Origin of the sequence: Streptomyces sp. CT34 (assembly GCF_000805335.1) — a bacterium.
Taxonomy (GTDB): Bacteria; Actinomycetota; Actinomycetes; order Streptomycetales; family Streptomycetaceae; genus Streptomyces.
This window is the reverse complement of record NZ_KN708638.1, coordinates 3,279,573-3,294,893: the sequence shown is the minus strand read 5'-3', so window position 1 is coordinate 3,294,893 and position 15,321 is coordinate 3,279,573. Positions and strand designations below refer to the sequence as shown.

Below are 15,321 nucleotides of genomic sequence, written 5' to 3'. Positions count from 1 at the left end.
GAGTCGGCTGCTGTCGGTCAGCTCGTACGGCCCTTGGCGTCGAAGCCCTTCATCCGCTCCAGCACCATCTCGGCGCTGGGGTTGGGCATGTCGTCGACGATCCGGCCGTCGGCGAGGAATATGACGCGGTCGGCGTACGACGCGGCGACCGGGTCGTGGGTCACCATCACCACGGTCTGGCCCAGCTCGCGCACGGAGTTGCGCAGGAAGCCCAGGACCTCGGCGCCGGAGCGGGAGTCGAGGTTTCCGGTGGGCTCGTCGGCGAAGATGATCTCGGGCCGGGAGGCCAGCGCGCGGGCGACCGCGACGCGCTGCTGCTGGCCGCCGGAGAGCTGGCTGGGGCGGTGCTTGAGGCGGCCGGACAGGCCGACGGTCTCCACGACGCGGTCCAGCCAGGCGCGGTCCGGCTTACGGCCCGCGATGTCCATGGGCAGGGTGATGTTCTCCAGCGCGGTCAGCGTCGGAAGGAGGTTGAACGCCTGGAAGACGAAGCCGATCTTGTCGCGCCGCAGCTGGGTGAGCTTCTTGTCCTTGAGCCCGGTCAGCTCGATGTCGCCGATCCGTGCGGAGCCGCCGGAGATGGAGTCCAGACCGGCCATGCAGTGCATCAGCGTCGACTTGCCGGACCCGGAGGGGCCCATGATCGCGGTGAACTGGGCCTGGCGGAAGTCGACCGAGACCGCGTCCAGGGCGACCACCTGGGTCTCGCCCTGTCCGTAGACCTTGGTGAGATCCGTGGCGCGGGCGGCCACCGCGGTGCTGCGGCCGGCGGTGCTGACGCCGGAGTGGGTGGTGGTCACGGGAAGGGGCTCCTGTCGGGACGGGGACCGACCGCCTCGGTGCCGGCCGGGCGGCCGGGGAAGCGGGCAGAAGAACAACGGATCCCATCGTCCGGCAGGGACAGGGGCCGGGACGTCAACCCGTGTGACCGTCCTTGGACCACTCCAGGGGATTAGCCGACAACGGCTCCGTCATCCCTGGGTATGAGTCGGACCCTGATGCCGTGACGGCTTCAAGGTCGACCGGCGGACGGCGCCGCAGGGGCCCGCCGGCGCGCCGACGGGGCATCGGACGGGCGTCGACTTTCCGTCAATTCGGGTTCGAATTTGGCCGTGGCACGCAACGCCGAACATGGGCATCAGGCATGTGCCGGGGGCTCTGGCGGTGGCTGATGCATCCTCAGTTGCCAATAAAATAAGACAACCTCGGGATGAGCGGCCGATGTGCCCCGTGCGCCGCGGGCTACGCTCGTGCTGCCTTCTTTGAGGCGGCATGGGGGACCCCAAGCCCGGATGGTGGAATGCAGACACGGCGAGCTTAAACCTCGCTGGCCTTCGGGCCGTGCCGGTTCAAGTCCGGCTCCGGGCACTCCCCGCGAGCAGCGGGGATCAAAGACCAGAACATACCTGAACTTTCAACGAGAACGGGCCGCCGGTGAAAACCGGCGGCCCGCGGCGTTGAGAACCGGGCCGGCTCAGCGCTCCACGAGCGCGAACAGCGCCTCCCAGCGGGCGACAATCTCGTCGGTCGAGAACCGCTGGATGTTCTCCCGGGCCGCCTCGCCCATCCGGTCCCGCAGTTCCTTGTCGGACATCAGTGTGTCCAGGTGCCGGGCGAATTCGGTGACGTTGCCCGGAGGCGCCAGGAAGCCGTCCGTGCCGTCCGTGATGATCTCGCGGACACCCGGCGCCACGTCGAACGCCACACACGGCACCGCGGTGGCCATCGCCTCCATGGGAGCCAGCGGGAAGCCCTCGCCGCGCGAGCTCAGCGCGAAGACCGCGCTCTCCCGCAGCGCCCCGGCCACATCGCTGGTCCGGCCCATCCACTCGACCGAATTGGTCACCCCCAGCTCGGCCGCCTGCTTGCGCAGCGCGTCGGCCTCCTCACCGGAGCCGTAGATCCGCAGCGTCCAGTCCGGGTGCTGCGAGGCGACCCTGGCCCAGGACTCCAGGAGCAGGTCCACGCCCTTCTCCTCGTGGAGCCGGCCGATGCTGGCCACGACCTTCCGGGCGCGGTCCGAGGGAACGTCAGGGAAGAACGGCAGCGGGTTCGGCATGAAGCCGACGTTGTCCATCCGCTGCCGGATCCACTGGTCGGCGTCCTCGCGGGTGAGGGGCAACATCCGGTCGACGTCCTGGTAAAACCGCTTGACGCGGGCGAAGCGGGACGACCGGCGGCAGGTCTCGAAGGACTCGTGGCTCATTCCGATGACCGCGAGCCCCGCGGTGTCGGCGAGCGCGACCCACTCCATCGCCCACACCTGGGTGACGATCACGATGCCGCCCGGCCGGGCCGCCCGGAACAGCGCGCTCATCTTGGCCGCCTGCTCGTGCATCCCGGCCTCGCGGGCGGTCCGCCGGCGCTGCTCGACGAGGTTCAGCTTGTCCTTGAGGCCGCGCACGGGGCGGACGCTCGGCGGATGCACGTCGTAGAGCGTGGTGGTCTCGTACGGCAGGTCGGCGGCCAGTTCGTGGACCCGCCCCTCGGGCGGCGGCACGATGCCGACGACGTGCACGCGATGGCCCTGCTCGACGAACAGGCGCGCCATCTGGTGCGACCAACTGGTGATTCCGCCCAGCTCGTTGACGCTGTTGGAGACGAAGAAGATGTCCCGCGGCCCGGCTGCGTTCGACTTGGTCATCAACGGCTCCACTGCGCAAAGAACTGGTCGACGATGCTCTGTGCGGCGTCGCCCCGGTCGTATTCCCCGAACTTGGCGACGAATTCCTTGCGGTCCTTGGCGTATTCCAGCTGCTGGGTCTCGAAAGACTGCATGGTCTCGAAGAAATCTTCCTCGGTGCGCACCACCGGGCCCGGCGCGTGCTCCAGCAGATCGAAGTACGTTCCGCGGCCCTCGTGCACATATTCGTCGTAGTCGTAGGTGAAGAACATCAGCGGCCGGTCGAGCAGCGCGTAGTCGAACATCACCGAGGAATAGTCGGTGATCAGACCGTCCGCCAGCTCCAGGATCGGGGTGATGTCGTGCCGCGCCGACACGTCGATGACCCGGCCCTGCACCGTCGGCGGCAGCACCACGTGGTTGAGGTAGTGCGAGCGCACGAGCAGGACGTAGCGGTCACCGAACTCGTCGGCGAAGCGCTCCACGTCGAAGGGGAGGGCGAACCGGCCGTGCCGGCCGCCCGCCTTGCGGAACGTCGGCGCGTACAGCAGCACGGTCTTGTCCGCCGGAATACCCAGCTCCGCCGCCAGCGCACCGCGCTCCCGGCGGCCCAGCTCGGCCTCCTGCTGCCGGGCCCGCACCAGCGCGTCGTTGCGCGGGTAGCCGACCCGCAGCAGGGTCTTCTCCTTGAGGCGGAACGCCTTGGCCAGGGTCCGCGCGTCGTGCTCGGTCCGGCACAGGAACCGGTCGAAGCGGTCCAGCGACTGCTGCTGCTCGGCCTGCTGCTGGCGGGTCTGCGCCTTGAGCGAGGGCTGGTCGAAGCCCATGTTCTTCAGCGCCGAACCGTGCCAGGTCTGGATGTAGGTGGTCTCGGGGCGCTTGGTCAGCTTGAGCGGGTAGCTCTGGTTGTCCACCCAGAACTCGGCCTGCGCGAGCGCCTTGAGGTACGGCAGCGACCAGCGCTTGACGAGGGTGGCGTCCTTGGGGAAGTCCTTCGGGGACCCGGCGTACGACCAGATCGCCTCGAACTCCAGGCCCTGGCGGCGCATCTCCTCGTAGATGGCGCGCGGGCTGTCGCTGTACTGCTTGCCCAGGTGGCTCTCGAAGACCACCGTGCGCTTCTTGACCGGCAGCCGGCTGAACACCTCGTGGTACGCCCGGAGCTTGCTGTCCCCGGAGGTGAGGGTCTTGCGCAGCGCCTTCGCCTTGCGGAAACCGGTCTTGGCCAGCGTGCCCGGCTTGCCGCGCACGCCCCTGTTGATGAGCTCCTGGACGCGCTCGGCGTTGCGGCCCTCGCTGATCAGACGGAACGCCAGGTGCCCCTTGGAGGAGACATGCGGCTCGATGTGGTCGGCGACCATCCGGGTCAGCCGCGGCCGGACCGGCAGCGGGCCGCCGGCCAGCTCGGTGTCGGAGACGGTGAGCCGGGTCGTGGTGCGCGCGCCGTTCACGTCCAGGGTCAGCCGGACGTCCCAGATGGTGTCGACGATGCCCAGCGGGCGCAGCTGCGCGGTGATGTCCGCGGTGGTCTCCCAGTGGACGGCGTCGCCGTCGTGGCGCACCGTCCGCACCGGGAAGGTGAACGACTGGAGGCTGCGCCGGCGGGCGCTGAACTCCAGCTCGGCCTTCAGCTTCGCGCCCTCGGGGATCACGCCGAGCGGGTTGGTGATCCGCCCGGCCAGCGAGACCGAGCTGCCCGCCTCGGAGAACCGGGTGATCTGGTTGCGCAGGAACAGCTGGTTGACCGGCTTCTCGTGGTAGCCGATGTCGGTCACGTCCAGCACCCGGCGGCCGAAGTCGTCGTCGTAGTGGCCGTCGCACCAGTAGATCCGGCCGTCGTGCTGGGCGAGCGGCGAGGAGACCTTGTCGCGGTTGATGAGGGTGTCCACCGCCGGGATCAGGTTGTCCCAGTCGCCCTTCTGGAGCAGGTAGGCACAGATGGCCTGGATCGGCAGGACACGCTCGTACGCCTCGGGCTCGATGCCCGCCAGGTACTCGCGGGAGAGCTCGGCGAACTCCTGGCGGTAGGCGTCGTCCCGGAAGGGCAGGTCCCGCAGGTGCAGCACGAGGTCGTGCTTGAGGAATTTGACGTCCTTGGCGAGCTTCATGCCGGCCAGGCCGCGCTGCTCCAGCAGGGCGTCAATGCGCCGGTGGACCTCGAGCCGGTGGATGTAATTGGTCATCTCGTGCCGACGGTTCGTCACCGACTTCACGGCGGCCTGCTCGTGGACGTGCCAGAAGTAGACCTGATTGGGAATCAGCGTGATCCGCTTCGCCGCGAGATAAGCATCGGCGATAAACATCAGGTCCTCGTAGAACATCCCCTTGGGGAAACGGAGATCGTTCTCGACGAGGAAATCGCGGCGGTAGCACTTATTGGTGGAAAGGGTGTCCCACACAAAAAGGTCCGGCAATTCGGTAACGGAATCCAGCGTGCGGGTCGTGGAATACAACCAGGAGTACCACTCGTCGCGCTTCTGGTTACGAGTGTCCTTGTGCAGTCGGACGCACAGGCCGGAGACGATGTCCGAACCGGTTTCCTCGGCGGCCTCCAGCATATTGCGACAGGCGTTGTGTTCCAGGACGTCATCACTGTCCAGGAACATGACGTACTGTCCCCTGGTGTGCTGAATGCCGACGTTGCGCGGCTCGCCGCCGGCACCGCTGTTCTCCGGCAGTTGGAAGGCTCTGACCCGCTCGGGGTGGGTGGCTGCGAGTTGCTGCGCGACGTCGAAAGAACGGTCGGTGCTGCAATCGTCGACGATCACCACCTCGACGTCCCGGAGTGTCTGATCCAGCACGGACTGGACCGCGGTCGGCAACCGGTCGGCGTCGTTGTAGACAATGACGACTACTGAGACGTCAGGCACAGGCACCTCAACCCTCTTTCGCTGCTGTTTCCGGCAAGAATAGCCCCATCGCCACTCGGGGTTTACGACCGCCCGCACTCGGACCGCTACGGGTGGTGACGGGGTGGTACGCGAGGAAGGGCAGGTTCCGGCTAGTGGGTATGACGGCATCCGGGGTCAATCGGTTGCATCCGTGCCCGCGATCAGACATTTATCGGATTCCGATCATGCCGGTGACCCGGGACCGCCGGAGTTGACGGTGCGGGAAAATGCCCGTTCGATGACGACGGGAAAAGATCGATTACCCGGAGTTTGTCCGGACCCGCACGCGGGGTTGCCCGGCCGTGGTGTTGACGGCGGAGTGGCATATGACACAGCGGCAGATGTGACGAAGGCGGCGCCGGCCGGCAACTCGCCCGCCGATACGGGCACCTCCGCGCCCTCCCGATCGTCCTCCAGGCAGGAGATGTGTCCTCCGTAACTTCAGGGGAAGATCCTGCCCAGGTACGAGAGACGTGTCTTTGCCAAGCCATTACGCTTGCGTCAAGGCCGCGCAGGGCGGCCATGGAGGAGTGAGATGAGGAGCAGCAACCCGGTCTTCTCGCGACGGGGGTTCAGCCGCGACACCGGCTACGCGGGCTTCAACGCACCGCCGCAGGCCGGGGGCGCCGCCAACCCGTACGCCGGAGCCAACCCGTACGCGACCCAGGCGCCGCAGTACGCACCGCAATACGCCCCGCAGACCCGCCCGATGACGATGGACGACGTCGTCACGCGCACCGGACTGACACTCGGCACGGTCATCGCCGGCGCCACCGTCGGCTGGATCTTCCTGACCGGCCAGCTCGCCTTCGCCATCGGCGCCGGCCTGGTCGCGATGGTGCTGGGATTCGTCCAGTCCTTCATGCGCAAGCCGGTCCCGGCGCTGATCCTGGGCTACGCGGCGCTGGAGGGGGTCTTCCTCGGCGCGCTCAGCGGCTTCATCAACGACCTGCCGAAGATGAACGGCGCCCCGATGCAGGCGGTGCTGGGCACGATGGCGGTGTTCGTCGCCATGCTGGTCGCCTACAAGACGCGGATCGTGCGGGTCACCGAACGCTTCACCCGCTTCGTGATGATCGCGGCGCTGGGCTTCGTCCTGCTGTCGCTGGTGAACCTGCTGTTCATGGTGTTCGGCGGGGGTGACGGCCTCGGCTTCCGCAGCGGCGGCCTGGGCATCGTCTTCGGCATCGTGGGCGTGGTCCTCGGCGCGCTGTTCCTCGCCATGGACTTCAAGCACGTCGAGGACGGCATCGCCTACGGCGCACCGCGCGAGGAGTCCTGGCTGGCCGCGTTCGGCCTGACCCTGACCCTGGTGTGGATCTACTGGGAGATGCTGCGGCTGATCCAGATCCTGCGCGACTGACACCGGACCGCGCATCGCGCGGACAGCACGAAGGGCCCGCAGGCGACCGCCTGCGGGCCCTTCGTGCATTCCGGGGGCACGGCCGCGCCCGGATCAGAACTTGCGGGCGGCCCGCCTGAGATCGTGTTCGTGGACGATCGCCTTGGCGTGTCCGTGCGCGAGATTGTGTTCGCCGCGCAGCCAGCTGACCTTTTCGTCGAAGCGGAAGAGAGCGGGGCCTTCGTCAACGGTGCGCAGCCATTCGGAGATTTCCCGGCCGGTGCACTGCGGGATACGGGAGAGCATGTTCCGGTGGGTCTCTTCGGAGAAGAGCTGGGACATCGGCGCCTCCGGACGCGGTCGATGCTGGTTCTTTCGCTCACCGTGCCTGAGCGTTCGGGCATTGGCAACCACCCCGGAGTGGCGCATAGGCTCACGACGTGCTTGACGTGATGCCTTTGCAGACCGCCGTGGACGCGCTCGCCGACCGCCTGAGGTCGCTGCCGCAGAGCGCCCTGCGCCGCGGGGCCGCGGCCGAAGGGCTCGCCCTGGCGCGGAAGTTGGCGACCCGCGCACAGCTGATCGAACGCCCCGGACAGCGGCCCCACGAGCTCCCGGACGCCGGGATCTTCGCCGTCGGGGATCAGCTGGCGGTGGCCGGCCACGATCTCGTCGAGGCCCTGCGCGTCGCCGCGGCGTCGCCCGCCGCGGGAACCCCGGACGCCGCCGGCCCGGCGGCGGAAGCTGACGTGAAAGTGGCCCCCGCCGAACAGCTGGCGGAGGCCGTGCGATGGGTCCGGGCGGCGGCGGGACGCTGTTAGGGCCGGTCCGACGGCCTCCGCCGGCTGCTCGGGGGGCGGGACCGGTCCGGCAGGTCAGGACGGTCCGGCGGGCCAGGGGTGGTCCGGCGGACCGGGGCCGGACGGGCCCCGGGCGGTCCGGGCCGTCGCCGGGGCGGCGGGTCAGCGGCGGGTCAGAGGGAGGCGATGACCCGGTCGGCGAGGATGTAGACGTTCTCGTCCGGGCCCTCGCCCCAGGAGAACGTCAGGGCGTAGCCGCCGGAGACACCCGAGCCGCCCAGGAGGACGGGAACCTGGCCCGCGTGCAGCGCGCCGGCGACGCTCTCGGCGGTCTCCCGGTGCCCGGGGGTCAGGCACAGCGTGGTGCCGTCGGCGAAGACATAGACGTCCAGGGTGCCCAGCGGGCCGGGGCGCACATCGACCAGCGGGGTGCTCTCGCGCGCCAGCTCCTCCAGGCGCGCCACGGTGCGCTCGTGGTCGCCGATCGCCGGGGTGGGGGAGAAGTCCGGGTGCGAGGGGTGGCGCCGGCGGGCGGCGGCCAGCTCGGCGGACTCGGTCTCCTCGGCTGGCTCGAACTCCGGCGTCTCCAGAGCCTCCAGCGCCTCCACGGACTCCAGGGCCTCGACGGACTCCAGTGCCGGCAGCGGCTCCAGCGCCTCCGGGCCCAGCAGCGGCTCCAGCCCCGCGAGATCGGCCTGGCGCGGTACGAACGGCTGGGTGTCGAGCCGGTCCGGCTCCGGCCGCTCGGGCAGCTCGCGCCGGCCCTCGCGGCCGTCGAGCGGGCCCTCGTCGCCGAGGCCGCCCAGCCCGCCGAACAGCGATCGGGCGTCCGCCGTGTTCAGGGAGTCCCGGGCCTCCTGAGCGGCCCAGAAGGCGCGGGCCTCGGCCAGCTCGCGCTCCCGCTCCTCGGCCAGCGCGTCCGCGACGGCGGCGCGTATATCGGCGAGGGGGGTCTCGGCGGCGGGGACGGCGCGGGCCGCGGGGATCGCCGCGGCGGCCAGCCGCGCGTCCTCGGCGCGGGCCTCGGCGTCCGCGCGGGCGGCGACGAGGTCGGCGTGCAGCGCGCCGATCTGGCGGCGCAGCGTACGGGCGGTGTGCAGGGCGACGGCGCCCAGCACCACCGCGACGGCCGCGGCCAGCAGCAGGACGAGGGTGGTGACGCTCATGCCGAAACCTCGCTTCGCTCGGACTTCCCCCGGCCGTCGGCCGGGGTGCCCCCCTTGACGCGCTCGCTCACGGACCCACGCACTCGCTGTAGCGGCTCGCTCACCGGCGTACTCCCGTTAGCAGATTGTTCCCCGACTTCCTACATCAGCCTGGCCATGGTCGGCGACCTTTCGCGGTGTAATTTGCCCCGAAATAGCCAGGCATCAGGGCCTCGTATGCCAGAGTGCCTCCTGCCTGAGCTGCAAGGACGCCGCTGCCCCAGGATGTTGGTCACAATCGTGGCGGCGATTGGGTCGCGATCTCGTCAACGGGTGATCCGGGTCACGCGGTCTCGCTGACGGTGTGCGGACAACAGCGAAGGGTGCGCGGAAAACGGGAGTTGGTCCGTTTTCCCGCACACCCTCGACGGCGCCCCGGCGCCGGGCCGGCTCGGTCGCGCATGCCCGTGGTCGCGCCCGTGGTCGCGCTGAACTTCGCTTCCGCTGCGGGCAGGTGCCGGGCACTCGTTCCTCGGGTCCGACCCCCACCCTCCGCTACAGCTCAGCTCAGCCGCGCGTGCCCGTGGTCGCGCTGAACTTCGCCTCCGCTGCGGGCGGGTGCCGGGCACTCGTTCCTCGCACCCGGCTCCCACCCTCCGCTACAGCTCAGCTCAGCCGCTCGATGACCATCGCCATGCCCTGGCCGCCGCCGACGCACATGGTCTCCAGGCCGAACTGCTTGTCGTGCCACTGGAGGGAGTTGATGAGGGTGGTGGTGATGCGGGCGCCGGTCATGCCGAAGGGGTGGCCCACGGCGATCGCGCCGCCGTTGACGTTCAGGCGGTCCAGGTCGATGCCCAGGTCGCGGTAGGAGGGGATCACCTGCGCGGCGAACGCCTCGTTGATCTCGACCAGGTCGATGTCCGAAATGCTCAGGCCGGCGCGCCGGAGGGCCTGCTTGCTGGCCTCCACCGGGCCGTAGCCCATGATCTCGGGGGACAGGCCGGAGACGCCGGTGGAGACGATCCGGGCGAGCGGGGTCAGGCCCAGCTCGCGGGCCTTGGTGTCGGACATGATCACGAGCGCGGCGGCGCCGTCGTTGAGCGGGCAGCAGTTGCCGGCGGTGACCAGGCCGTCGGGGCGGAAGACCGGCTTGAGGCCCTGGACGCCCTCCAGCGTGACGCCGGCGCGCGGGCCGTCGTCCTTCGAGACGACCGTGCCGTCCGGGAGCTCGACCGGGGTGATCTCCCGCTCCCAGAAGCCGTCCTTGATGGCCTTCTCGGCGAGGTTCTGGGACCGGACGCCGAACTCGTCCATCTCCTGGCGGGTGACGCCCTTGAGGCGGGCGAGGTTCTCCGCGGTCTGGCCCATGGCGATGTACGCGTCCGGGATCAGGCCGTCCTCGCGCGGGTCGTGCCAGTCCGTGCCCTCCTGCTCGGCGCGGGCGGCTGTACGGGCCTCGGCGTCCGCGAAGAACGGGTTGTGGGTTTCGGGCAGGCCGTCGGAGGTGCCCTTCACGCTGCGCGAGACCGTCTCGACGCCGGCCGAGATGAAGACGTCGCCCTCGCCGGCCTTGATGGCGTGCAGCGCCATACGGGTCGTCTGGAGCGAGGAGGAGCAGTAGCGGGTGATGGTGCAGCCCGGGAGGTGGTCCATCCCCATCTGGACGGCCACGATGCGGCCGAGGTTGTGGCCCTGCTCGCCGCCGGGCAGACCGCAGCCGAGCATCAGGTCGTCGATGTCGGTCGGGTCCAGCTCGGGGACCTTGGCGAGGGCGGTCTCGATGATCTTCGCGGTGAGGTCGTCGGGGCGCAGGTCCTTGAGCGAGCCCTTGAAGGCGCGACCGATCGGGGAGCGGGCGGCTGAGACGATCACGGCTTCGGGCATCACACGGCTCCAAGAGGCGAAGGTGAAGAGGCGGCGCGTAGCGCCTCGTTGAGGGGCGGGGTCGGTGGCAGACGGGCAGGACTGTGTGGGAAGTTACCCGCACGTAGTGCTGAGGTCACGGGGTGCGCGCTGTGATGCGGGCCTCTTTTCTAAGCGGGCGCTTATGGGAACCCGGCGGGGCCGTCGCGTATTCCCGTACGGCCACCGGCGGGGCTTGCTGACGGCCGCCACCGGGTCCTCCCGTACGCCCCCGGTGCCCGGTCTCAGCCCGTGACGGACGGCCGGTCCGCGGTCTCCGGGGCCGGCAGCTGACGGCGCCTGCGGTGCTTGAGCAGGGCCCACGGGGCGCGCGAGGCGGTGACCTCCGTACCGCCCTCGGAGGCGGCCCGCGCGGCGGCCTGCTCGACCGGGAGGATGCCCTCGCGGCGGGCCGGCTCCGGCCGCTCCTCCTCGGGCCACAGGCCGAGTGCGGCGCACAGCGTGGGGAGCACCGCCATCGCGGCGGTGGCGTACCCCTCGGCCGAGGGGTGGTAGTTGTCCGGTCCGAACAGCTCCCGGGGGCGCGCCTCGAACTCCGGGCCGAGCAGCGCGCCGAGCGAGATCGTCCGGCCGCCGTTCTCGACCACGCCGATGGTCTGCGCGGCGGCCAGCTGGCGGGAGAGCCGGCGGGCCACCCAGCGCAGCGGCTGGTTGACCGGCTCGATGGTGCCCAGGTCGGGGCAGGTGCCGACGACGACCTCGCAGCCGGCCGCGCGCAGCCGGCGGACCGCCTCCGACAGATGCCGTACGGACCGGGCGGGCGGCAGCCGGTGGGTGACATCGTTGGCGCCGATCATGATGACGCAGACGTCCGGGGGCTCCTGGCCGTCCGCCAGCATCAGCTCCACCTGGCGGGCCAGGTCGTCGGAGCGGGCGCCGGGCAGGGCCACGTTGCGGAGGTCGACGGGGCGTTCGGCGACCGCGGCCAGGCCGGAGGCGAGCAGCGCGCCCGGGGTCTGGGAGGGCCGGTGGACGCCCTGGCCGGCGGCGGTGGAGTCGCCGAGGAAGCCGAGCCGCAGCGGCGGCCGGCCGGTGGGGTCGCCGTACTCCTCGAACGCCGTGCCGTAGCGGCCGTCGGCGCACGGCGGGACGTCGCTGGAGCCGCCGACCGTGCGGCGGGCCAGCCGGACCTCGGTCAGCAGCACGCCGACGGCGGCGACGCCGAGCAGCCCGATCCCGCCGCCGCCGAACGCGGCGGCGGTCGCGATCCGCCGTGCCACCCTCGCCCTGGACCCCGTCGTCACCGTCGTCGCCATCGGCCGGGCACCTCCCCGTGCAGTGCGGGCGCGTCGCGGCCCCGGGGGCCGGACGCGCTCTTGAAAGGGCAAGAACTCCTCACCGGGGTGATGCCCGTTCCGGTGCCCCGCGCAACGCACCGGGCTCCCAATGGAGCCGGTTACCCGGCGCGCGGGCTCCTCGGGGAGGTGGGCAATAGGCTGGCGGCACGGGCGCAGGAGAGCGTGCCCCCGACCGCGGAGACCACCGTGCAGTTTTACGAATCGATGATTGAGCTTGTCGGCAACACCCCGCTCGTGCGGCTCAACAACGTCACTCAAGGGATCCAGGCAACCGTCCTGGCGAAGGTCGAGTACTTCAACCCCGGAGGTTCGGTCAAGGACCGGATCGCGGTGCGGATGATCGAGGCCGCCGAGGAGTCCGGCGAGTTGCAGCCGGGCGGCACCATCGTGGAGCCGACGTCCGGCAACACGGGTGTCGGGCTGGCGATCGTGGCCCAGCAGAAGGGCTACAAGTGCATCTTCGTCTGCCCCGACAAGGTGTCGACGGACAAGATCAATGTGCTGCGGGCGTACGGCGCGGAGGTGGTGGTCTGCCCGACGGCGGTCGATCCCGAGCACCCGGACTCGTACTACAACGTCTCCGACCGCCTGGTGCGCGAGACCCCCGGCGCCTGGAAGCCGGACCAGTACAGCAACCCCAACAACCCGCGCTCGCACTACGAGACGACCGGCCCCGAGCTCTGGGAGCAGACCGACGGGCGGATCACCCACTTCGTGGCGGGCGTCGGCACCGGCGGCACCATCAGCGGCACCGGCCGCTATCTGAAGGACGTCAGCGACGGCCGGGTCAAGGTCATCGGCGCCGACCCGGAGGGCTCCGTCTACAGCGGCGGATCCGGGCGGCCGTACCTGATCGAGGGCGTCGGCGAGGACTTCTGGCCGACCGCCTACGACCGCACGGTCGCGGACGAGATCGTGGCGGTCTCGGACAAGGACGCCTTCCAGATGACCCGGCGGCTGGCCAAGGAGGAGGGGCTGCTGGTCGGCGGCTCCTGCGGGATGGCGGTGGTCGCCGGGCTGCGGGTCGCCGAGCGGCTCGGCCCGGACGACGTGGTGGTCGTCCTGCTCCCGGACAGCGGGCGCGGCTACCTCTCCAAGATCTTCAACGACGAGTGGATGGCCGACTACGGCTTCCTGGAGGAGAGCGGCACCGCGGCCCGGGTCGGCGAGGTGCTCCAGCACAAGGAGGGCGCGCTGCCCTCGCTCGTCCACATGCACCCGGAGGAGACCGTCGGCGAGGCGATCGAGGTGCTGCGCGAGTACGGCGTCTCGCAGATGCCGATCGTCAAGCCGGGCGCCGGGCACCCCGACGTGATGGCCGCCGAGGTCGTCGGCTCGGTCGTCGAACGGGAGCTGCTGGACGCCCTGTTCACCCAGCGCGCCTCGCTGTCCGACCCCCTGGAGAAGCACATGTGCCCGCCGCTGCCGCAGGTCGGCTCGGGCGAGGCGGTCTCCGACCTGATGGCGGTGCTGGAGGACGCGGACGCCGCGATCGTCCTCGTCGAGGGCAAGCCGAAGGGCGTGGTGAGCCGGCAGGACCTGCTGGCCTATCTGGCGCGCGGGGTGGCCAAGTAGCCGTCGGGCGCGGTACTGGGCGCGGCGTCAAGTGTCCGTCAGGAAAAGGGCCGTCGCCGCAAGGTGTACGTATGCGTCACGTTCTGGCAGCACACGCTTAACACTCGTCCGGCACATTGATGGGCAGGCGACAGGACCTCCGGAGCGGCTCCCGGACCTCCGATCGCCAGGATGCGACCACCGGCCCTGACCCGGCTCGCGTCTCCTGCGGGGACCGCCGTCGTCCCGCCCCCGGCTCCGGCCGGGGTGCGGCGGTCCCCGCAATACTCTTTCCACGGCGGGAGACCGGTCGGTCCCGGTCGGTCCCCGTCCCGGTCGGTCCCGTCCCCGTCAGTCCCAGTCGCCGTCGCGCCGCTGTGCCCGGCCCTTCAGCAACTGCGGCATCCCCAGGCCGTGGACGGCGTTGACGCCGACGACACCGGCCCAGCACACCACCAGGCCGACCAGCCCGGCCTGGGCCACGGCTATCGCGGACAGCGGGATGGCCAGCACCAGTGACACCACGGCTACCGCGAACCGCTGCCAGAACTCGGCGCCGGCGTCCGTCCGGCGCGGCTGCACCCCGCGCGCCACCTGCATCTGCTGCTCGGCCAGTTGTCGCCGCACCCGTCGGTCCACGTTCTGGTCCAGCTTCTCCAGGAAGGACTCCACGAGCTCGGACTCGTACTCCGGCCCCAGTTCCTTGCGCGTCTGGAGGGTCGCGTCGAGTTCCTTCTTCAGATCGCGGTCGTGTGTCGCCATAGCGGTCAGATTACGGGCGGGCGGCCGGCGGCGCGGTAGGGCTAGCCCCCCGGTCCAGCGGGGGTCTGCCGCCCCCGCGCGGCTTCCGGGGCGGCCAGGCGTGCGGTGTCGCGGCGGGCGACCGTTCAGTACAGGACCGCGGGCACCGGGAGGCCGACCAGCGAGGCCGACCAGCCAGGAGACGTCCGCGCCGCCGAGCGGGGCGATCTGGCGGCGCTCGCCGTGCGGAGGCCAACAGCCGGGAGGGATCGCGGCGTTGGATGGCCGGCCGGATCGCCGTGCCGGATCGCCGCGGCGGGAGAGGGCGCGGCCCGGACTCAGGCCGCCGGGGTGTCGCCCGCCGGCCGCCGGTCGCCCGCCGCCGCGCCCACCGGCCGCAGCTCGTCCGCGTACGACACCGAGATCCGGCGCAGCAGCCCGTCCCCGGTGATGTCGTACTGGCCCAGCCGCCACAGCGGCGGCGAGTAGGCGTGCACCGAGACCGCGTCGTCGGTGGCGCCGGTCAGCCGGTGGATGTGGTCGGGCCCGAAGCAGAACGACTCGCCGGCGCCGAACATGGTCGCCAGATGCTCGCCACCGATCCGCGGATTGGACTCGGTCAGCACGCCCTGGACGACCCGGACCGCGCCGGAGGAGAGGTCGTGGTCGTGCCAGCCGGTGTCGTTCTGCCGGGTCCAGCACAGCAGCCAGACGTCGACGAACGCGTCGCGGTGCAGGGACGCGTAATGACGCTCGGTGTCGGAGAACGCGACCCGGTCCCGCCACAGCTCCGGGCGGTCCGCCAACGCTTCGACCAGCGCCCGCAGTTCGCGCCTGTCGAGGGTGCGCTCGGGCAGCGCGGCGAACGGCGCTGCGCAGCCGTCGTCCCCGGCGCTGCGGACGTCGCCGGCGCCGGCCGGGGCGGTGCGGTTGGTCATGGACGGGCTCCTTTCGTCGGGCCCAGCAGGCGGGCCGGGTTGGCGGTGTGCAGGGCATGGCCG

General features: G+C 70.7%; 12 protein-coding genes and 1 tRNA gene. 4 read left to right on the top strand and 9 right to left on the bottom strand.

All coding sequences use genetic code 11. The features are described from left to right. Positions 1-17: 17 nt before the first annotated feature. Positions 18-800, bottom strand: coding sequence for an ABC transporter ATP-binding protein (locus RZ84_RS14325; protein ID WP_043264647.1), 783 nt, complete (start codon positions 798-800; stop codon positions 18-20). A gap of 486 nt (positions 801-1,286) precedes the next feature. Between RZ84_RS14325 and RZ84_RS14320 the strand changes: the two genes are divergently transcribed. Further along, a tRNA-Leu gene (locus RZ84_RS14320) sits at positions 1,287-1,368 on the top strand. Positions 1,369-1,474: 106 nt separating this feature from the next. Here RZ84_RS14320 and RZ84_RS14315 read toward each other — a convergent pair. Then, positions 1,475-2,644: a glycosyltransferase gene (locus RZ84_RS14315; protein ID WP_043264646.1), complete on the bottom strand. Its 1,170-nt coding sequence runs from the start codon at positions 2,642-2,644 to the stop codon at positions 1,475-1,477. Beyond that, positions 2,644-5,493: a bifunctional glycosyltransferase/CDP-glycerol:glycerophosphate glycerophosphotransferase gene (locus RZ84_RS14310; protein WP_241778054.1), complete on the bottom strand. Its 2,850-nt coding sequence runs from the start codon at positions 5,491-5,493 to the stop codon at positions 2,644-2,646. Before RZ84_RS14310 ends, RZ84_RS14315 begins: the two co-directional genes overlap by 1 nt. A 556-nt stretch (positions 5,494-6,049) precedes the next feature. On the opposite strand from RZ84_RS14310, the gene RZ84_RS14305 reads away from it, so the two are divergent. Further along, the gene (locus RZ84_RS14305) at positions 6,050-6,877 is read left to right on the top strand and encodes a Bax inhibitor-1/YccA family protein (RefSeq protein ID WP_043264644.1); all 828 of its coding nucleotides are present in this window, start codon (positions 6,050-6,052) and stop codon (positions 6,875-6,877) included. 93 nt (positions 6,878-6,970) lie between these two features. Here RZ84_RS14305 and RZ84_RS14300 read toward each other — a convergent pair whose 3' ends face one another. Further along, positions 6,971-7,198 carry a DUF4287 domain-containing protein gene (locus tag RZ84_RS14300; RefSeq protein WP_043264643.1) on the bottom strand — a complete coding sequence of 76 codons (228 nt, stop codon included), beginning with the start codon at positions 7,196-7,198 and terminating at the stop codon, positions 6,971-6,973. Between the two features lie 98 nt (positions 7,199-7,296). Between RZ84_RS14300 and RZ84_RS14295 the strand changes: the two genes are divergently transcribed. Further along, entirely contained in the window at positions 7,297-7,677 is a 381-nt protein-coding gene (locus RZ84_RS14295) for a hypothetical protein (protein WP_043264642.1), read from the top strand. A gap of 152 nt (positions 7,678-7,829) precedes the next feature. Here RZ84_RS14295 and RZ84_RS14290 read toward each other — a convergent pair whose 3' ends face one another. The 3 genes from RZ84_RS14290 to RZ84_RS14280 all read right to left on the bottom strand — a co-directional run bounded on the left by RZ84_RS14290 (position 7,830) and on the right by RZ84_RS14280 (position 11,947). Next, complete coding sequence (locus RZ84_RS14290) at positions 7,830-8,822, bottom strand: hypothetical protein (RefSeq protein ID WP_043264641.1); 993 nt, start codon at positions 8,820-8,822, stop codon at positions 7,830-7,832. 645 nt (positions 8,823-9,467) lie between these two features. Continuing rightward, complete coding sequence (locus tag RZ84_RS14285; protein WP_043264640.1) at positions 9,468-10,688, bottom strand: acetyl-CoA C-acetyltransferase; 1,221 nt, start codon at positions 10,686-10,688, stop codon at positions 9,468-9,470. A gap of 263 nt (positions 10,689-10,951) precedes the next feature. Continuing rightward, complete coding sequence (locus RZ84_RS14280) at positions 10,952-11,947, bottom strand: SGNH/GDSL hydrolase family protein (RefSeq protein WP_043264639.1); 996 nt, start codon at positions 11,945-11,947, stop codon at positions 10,952-10,954. Positions 11,948-12,211: 264 nt separating this feature from the next. On the opposite strand from RZ84_RS14280, the gene RZ84_RS14275 reads away from it, so the two are divergent. Then, the gene (locus tag RZ84_RS14275; protein WP_043269880.1) at positions 12,212-13,600 is read left to right on the top strand and encodes a cystathionine beta-synthase; all 1,389 of its coding nucleotides are present in this window, start codon (positions 12,212-12,214) and stop codon (positions 13,598-13,600) included. A 330-nt stretch (positions 13,601-13,930) separates the two neighbouring features. On the opposite strand, the gene RZ84_RS14270 is transcribed toward RZ84_RS14275, so the two are convergent. Together RZ84_RS14270 and RZ84_RS14265 are read right to left on the bottom strand one after the other, a co-directional pair. Then, on the bottom strand, positions 13,931-14,341 hold the full coding sequence (locus RZ84_RS14270; RefSeq protein WP_043264638.1) for a membrane protein: 411 nt from the start codon (positions 14,339-14,341) through the stop codon (positions 13,931-13,933). 317 nt (positions 14,342-14,658) lie between these two features. Next, entirely contained in the window at positions 14,659-15,258 is a 600-nt protein-coding gene (locus tag RZ84_RS14265; protein WP_052229939.1) for a cysteine dioxygenase, read from the bottom strand. Positions 15,259-15,321: the final 63 nt, after the last annotated feature.

Coding starts and splice junctions, on each gene's coding strand:
- RZ84_RS14290 (WP_043264641.1), bottom strand. CDS start 8,822: ATGAGCGTCACCACCCTCGTCCTGCTGCTGGCCGCGGCCGTCGCGGTG.
- RZ84_RS14285 (WP_043264640.1), bottom strand. CDS start 10,688: ATGCCCGAAGCCGTGATCGTCTCAGCCGCCCGCTCCCCGATCGGTCGC.
- RZ84_RS14305 (WP_043264644.1), top strand. CDS start 6,050: ATGAGGAGCAGCAACCCGGTCTTCTCGCGACGGGGGTTCAGCCGCGAC.
- RZ84_RS14315 (WP_043264646.1), bottom strand. CDS start 2,644: ATGACCAAGTCGAACGCAGCCGGGCCGCGGGACATCTTCTTCGTCTCC.
- RZ84_RS14270 (WP_043264638.1), bottom strand. CDS start 14,341: ATGGCGACACACGACCGCGATCTGAAGAAGGAACTCGACGCGACCCTC.
- RZ84_RS14265 (WP_052229939.1), bottom strand. CDS start 15,258: ATGACCAACCGCACCGCCCCGGCCGGCGCCGGCGACGTCCGCAGCGCC.
- RZ84_RS14300 (WP_043264643.1), bottom strand. CDS start 7,198: ATGTCCCAGCTCTTCTCCGAAGAGACCCACCGGAACATGCTCTCCCGT.